General features: G+C 71.0%; 5 protein-coding genes. All 5 read right to left on the bottom strand.

Translation table 11 applies throughout. The annotated features are described in order from the left end of the window. Positions 1-79: 79 nt before the first annotated feature. The gene (locus OOT08_RS16825; RefSeq protein ID WP_325093978.1) at positions 80-2,479 is read right to left on the bottom strand and encodes a DEAD/DEAH box helicase; all 2,400 of its coding nucleotides are present in this window, start codon (positions 2,477-2,479) and stop codon (positions 80-82) included. Positions 2,480-2,483: 4 nt separating this feature from the next. Beyond that, a complete protein-coding gene (tatC, locus tag OOT08_RS16830) occupies positions 2,484-3,263 on the bottom strand; it encodes a twin-arginine translocase subunit TatC (protein ID WP_325094026.1) in 780 nt (259 codons plus the stop codon). Between the two features lie 57 nt (positions 3,264-3,320). Then, positions 3,321-3,545 carry a twin-arginine translocase TatA/TatE family subunit gene (locus tag OOT08_RS16835; protein ID WP_325093979.1) on the bottom strand — a complete coding sequence of 75 codons (225 nt, stop codon included), beginning with the start codon at positions 3,543-3,545 and terminating at the stop codon, positions 3,321-3,323. Between the two features lie 83 nt (positions 3,546-3,628). Beyond that, entirely contained in the window at positions 3,629-4,618 is a 990-nt protein-coding gene (locus OOT08_RS16840) for a helix-turn-helix transcriptional regulator (protein ID WP_325093981.1), read from the bottom strand. Continuing rightward, a partial coding sequence (locus OOT08_RS16845; protein ID WP_325093982.1) for a WYL domain-containing protein occupies positions 4,615-5,053 on the bottom strand: 439 nt, incomplete at its 5' end. The genes OOT08_RS16840 and OOT08_RS16845, both read right to left, overlap by 4 nt.

Consider the following 5,053-nt stretch of genomic DNA (forward strand, 5'->3'; position numbering starts at 1 on the left):
CCGTCGAGGAGGAGCCCCCCGGCGACGGCGAACAGCGCCGCCACCCAGCGGCGAGAGACGAGGGGCGTGGCCGGCGAGATCATGCCACCGTGGCGGATTCGATGACCCCACGGCGAACCAGGTCGAGCGCCTCATAGGCGCGGGACGACAGCGGTTTCTCCGCCGCCTGCGCGATCTGATCGAGCAGGTCGATCGTCTGCTTCGACCAGCGCACGAAGTCCCCGGCACCGATGTCCGCGACCTCGAGCGCGCGCTCCAGCGTGCCCCCACGGGCCCAGAGCAGCATCGCGCGCGCGAGACCCGGGTGCGGCGGCTGGGTACGGTGGATCCGGTGCTGCTCCTCGATGCCGTCGATGCGTTCCCAGAGCTGCAGCGTTCGGGAGAAGGCCTCGGCGAAGGCCCCGCCCGGCAGCTGCTCGGCGAGCTCGTCGTCGCGCCGCGGCTCGTAGGTGAGCGCGCAGCACAGCGCCGCGAGCTCGGCCGGGTTCAGCTCGGCCCAGATCCCGGCCCGCAGAGACTCGGCGACCAGCAGGTCGCGCTCGCCGTAGATCCGCTTCAGCGTGCGCCCCCAGGGCTGCACGGTCACGACGCCCGCCTCGTCCCGGGTCAGGTAATCGAGGCTGAGCAGCACGTCGGTGACGCGGTCGAAGACGCGGGCGATGGTGCCGGTGCGGCCGCGAATCTCGCGAAGCACCCGATCCGTTTGGCGGCGCAGGCTCAGCCAGCGGTCGGCCCAGCGCTGGTGCGCCTGCCGTTCGGGGCAGCCGTGGCAGGGGTGCGCGCGGCGGGCCTTCTGGAGCCGCTCCAGCTCCCGGCGGCGCTCGTCCTTCGCCTGCGCGGAGCCCTTCGGCGCGCGCGAGCCCGACACCGCGCCCCGCTCGATGTCGGCGATCTGGCGGCCCAGGCGGGCATACTCGCCAAAGTCGCCGAGGTGGCAGCGCATGGCCTCCTCGTAGCCGCGTAGCGACTCCTCCTGGGCGCGCACCTGTCGGGCGAGGTCCACGACGCCGCGGTCGGCCTGGAACTGCGCGAAGGAGCGCTCCAGGAGCTCGCGGGCGGGCTCGCGCCCCACCCGGTCGATCAGGTTCACCGTCATGTTGTAGGTCGGGCGGAAGGTCGAGTTCAGCGGGTAGCTGCGCTTGGCTGCGAGGTGGGCGAGGGCCTCGACGTCCACCGTGTCGTTCCAGACGACGACGGCGTGGCCCTCGTCGTCGATGCCGCGCCGCCCGGCGCGCCCCGTCAGCTGCGTGTACTCCCCCGAGGTGAGCGGCACGCGCGCCTCGCCGTTGAACTTCTCCAGGCTCTCCACGACGACGCAGCGGGCGGGCATGTTGATGCCGAGGGCGAGCGTCTCGGTCGCGAACACGACCCGGAGCAGGCGCTGCTGAAAGAGCGTCTCGACGACGGCCTTGAAGGGCGGCAGGAGCCCCGCGTGGTGCGCGGCGACCCCGCGCTCCAGGCCCGCGAGCCACTCGCTGTAGCCGAGCACGCGCAGGTCCTCCGGGCTCATGTCACCCGTGTGTTCCTCCACGATGCGGCGGATCGTGACGCGCTCCTCGCGCGTCGTGAGCCGGATGCCCTCGTACAGGCACTGGCGGACTGCCTGGTCGCAGCCGTTCCGGCTGAACACGAACACGATCGCGGGCAGCAGGCGGGTCTCCTCCAGCGCGCGCACGATGTCCGAGCGCGGGATGCGGCCGCTGCCGTGCCGCCGGGGCGGGCCGCCCCGCCCGCGCCCCCGGCCGCGCGGCTCGCCGTACTGGGTGCCGCCGAGCCGGATGACCTCGGGGTTGAGCGTGCCGCCCCGTCCGGCGGCCTCGCCCTCGGGGGTGAGGAACAGCGGGTGCAGGGCCCGCTTCGTCAGCACGTGCTGGTAGAGCGGCACGGGACGGTGCTCCGACACGATCACATCGGTGTCGCCGCGCACGACGTGCATCCAGTCGCCGAACTCCTCGGCGTTGGAGACGGTCGCGCTCAGGGAGACGAGCTTGATCCGCTGCGGCAGGTGCAGGATGATCTCCTCCCACACGGCGCCGCGGAAGCGGTCCCCGAGGAAGTGCACCTCGTCCAGGATCACGAAGGCGAGGGCGTCGAGCGCGTCGCTGTCCGCGTAGATCATGTTCCGCAGCACCTCGGTGGTCATCACCACGATGCGGGCGTCCCCGTTGATGTTTGTGTCCCCCGTGAGCAGCCCGACCTGATCGGCCCCGTACTCCTCGACCAGTTCGTGAAACTTCTGGTTGCTCAGGGCCTTGATCGGCGCGGTGTAGAAGACGCGCTCGCGCAGGTCACGCTGCGCGAGCGCGATCGCGAACTCGGCGATGACGGTCTTTCCCGCGCCGGTCGGGGCGGCGACGAGCACGCCGCGGCCCGCTTCGACGCTCTCGCAGGCGGCGCGTTGGAACGCGTCGAGCGGGAATTCCAGCCCCGCCTCGAAGTCGTCGAGTACGGGCGTCAGCGAGGGGGCGGCCTCGGCCATAGGATCAGTCCTCTGTTGGGAGCGGTTCGTTCGGGTCGATGCCGTATTCGGCGAGCATGGAGGCCTCGCCCTTCAGTTTTCGGCGGTCGTGCAGCCAGGCGATCCCCCCGGCGATGAAGTACAGGATGATCATGGGGATCGCGAGCAGGAACATGCTGAGCAGGTCCGCGGCGGGGGTCGTGATCGCGGCGAACAGGATGATCACGAGGATGGCGATCCGCCAGCTCTTCAGGATCGACTTCGCGGAGATCACCCCGAGGAAGTTCAGCAGGACCAGGAGCACGGGCAGCACGAAGCCGACCCCGACCGCGAGCATCAGCTTCAGCGCGAGGTCGAGGTAGTTGCGGGCGTTATAGAACGCGGCGTCCTCGGGCGGGGCGAAGCTGGACAGCAGGCGAACGATGTTCGGCAGCAGGAGCCAGGCGACGTACGCGCCGGAGAGGAACAGCGGCACGGCGGTGCCCAGGAAGACCACGCCGTAGGTCTTCTCGCGCCGGGTCAGCCCGGGCGCGAGGAAGGCCCAAATTTGATACAGCCACACCGGGCAGGCAATGACCGCGCCGAGGAACAGCGCGATCTGCAAGCGCAGGTCGAAGGCGCTCGTGACGTCACCGTAGTTGATCTGGGCGTTTCGCCCGTCCTCGGCGAGTTTCAGGATGGGCTGGCGAAGCACCTCCCAGACGTAATCGGAGAGGATCCAGCCGAGCACCATCGCCACGACGATCGCGAGCGCGGCGATGATGAGCCGTTTGCGCAGCTCGACCAGGTGTTCGCCGAGCGACATCTTCCCGCCGGATCTGCGGCGTTTCTTGCGCTCCGTGCGGGTTGTCGCCACGGTTCCCTACTTCTTGGGGGCGTCGTCCGGGCCGGCCTCAGCGGCCGGGTCCGTCGGCTCCTTCTCGGCTCCGGTCGTGTCGCCCGAGTCGGAGGAGACCTCCTTGCGGAGAATCTTCATGGACTGGCCGATGCTGCGTGCGAGCGCCGGAAGCTTGGGCGCACCGAAGAGGAGCAGCACGATCAGAATAATCACGATCGCGGTGGGTCCCCCCATATTTCCAAAGGGCATTGGTGCTTCCTTTCGTAGACGCAGTGCCAGTCTAGCCCAGCCGGGCCGGGGCCCCTGCGCCGCTCTTCAGCTTTCTGGGCGCGTTACTCGTCGTAGGCGGCGAGGGCGCGGTCCGCCCAGGCCCGGGCCGCGGCGCGCGCGGACTCGGGGGCGTGCACCGAGATGCGCCCCGGGGCCAGCGCGAGTACCCGCGGCACGGTGCCCAGGTGCGCCAGCTGGATCTGGACGAGCGCCCAATCCAGGCGGTCCCGACTGCCGGGCACCGGGTTCCCGGGGTCCAGCACGGTTGCCGCGTAGGGCGTCAGCCGGGCCAGCGCCTCCGGGGCGACCCGGAAGACCACGGCCGCGTGTTCCTCCTCGGGCACGAACAGGGGACGCGGCCCGACCCCGGCGGAGGCCCGGTGGGTGACGGGGCGGGTGCCCGCCGTGAGCTGGCTCATCCGGTCCACGCGGAAGACGCGCTCCTCGTCCCGGAGGACGCACCAGGCCCGCAGGTACCAGAGCTCGCCCTCCTGCTCCAGCAGCAGCGGCTCCGCGGAGCGCTCGGTCACCCCACCCCGCCCGTTGCGGTAGCGGAAGCCGATGGTCGTCCCCTCGGCGATGGCCCGGGAAATCTGCGCCAGGCGCGGGTCGTCGGTGCCCGCGTTCACGGAGATGGGGGAACGCTCCACCGATTGGATCCTCGAGAGCTTCCGCTGCGTGCTCACGATGAGCTCCGCGTCGCTGTCGGGGAGCACCCCGGAGAGGTAGTGCAGGCCCGCCATGAGCGCCGACGTCTCCGCCGCCGAAAACCGGGGGGTGTCGTCGACGGCGACCGCCTTGATGAGGGAGACCTCCCCCTCATCGAGGGCGGCCCAGTCGAGGTCAAAGAGGTCGTCGTGCTGGTAGGTGCGGGTCTCCCCCGGCACCCCGGCGGTGCCGAGGAAGGTGACGAGGGTGCGCAACAGCTCCGGGCTGACGTCGAAGGTCTCAGCAAGCTCGTCCAGCGGGGTCGGGCCGCGGTCCAGCAGGTACGGCACGAGGCTGAGCAGCAGGGTGACCCGTTCGGGAGTGTTCAGTGTGGCGCGCGTCACGGGGTCTCCTCCCTCGGCTCGGTGGATGCGGTGAGCGGCTGGCTGTGTGCCTCCCGGATCGCGGTGAGCGCGGCGATCACCGCGGTGCGCAGCGTGTGCGGGGCGTGCACCTGAACATCCGCGCCGAAGCTCGCGAGCTCCTCGGCGAGCACGGGCTCGTCGAGGAAGCCGAAGCGGATGAGGCCCTCCCCCTCGCGGGCGCCGCGCGGCAGGAGCCGCGACTCCGCCTCGGAGCCGGGCCGGGCCTCAATGAGGGCGGTCTGCTTGCGTTCCAGCTCCTGCAGGCGGGCGACCTGGCCGGGAACCCGGTCCAGCAGCTCGGGGTCGAACTCCTCGCGCTCAACGCTGATCGCGCCCTCGATGCGGGAGAGGAGGAAGACGCGGTCCGCCTCGCGCTCGCGGTCCCAGGCGAGCAGGTGCCAGCGGCCGTCGGCC

The sequence above is a fragment of the Leucobacter sp. M11 genome (assembly GCF_035726885.1).
Taxonomy (GTDB): Bacteria; Actinomycetota; Actinomycetes; order Actinomycetales; family Microbacteriaceae; genus JAPFRB01.

Excerpts from the sequence above, each read along its gene's own strand:
- OOT08_RS16835 (WP_325093979.1), bottom strand. The coding sequence starts at position 3,545 with ATGCCCTTTGGAAATATGGGGGGACCCACCGCGATCGTGATTATTCTG.
- OOT08_RS16825 (WP_325093978.1), bottom strand. The coding sequence starts at position 2,479 with ATGGCCGAGGCCGCCCCCTCGCTGACGCCCGTACTCGACGACTTCGAG.
- tatC (WP_325094026.1), bottom strand. The coding sequence starts at position 3,263 with ATGTCGCTCGGCGAACACCTGGTCGAGCTGCGCAAACGGCTCATCATC.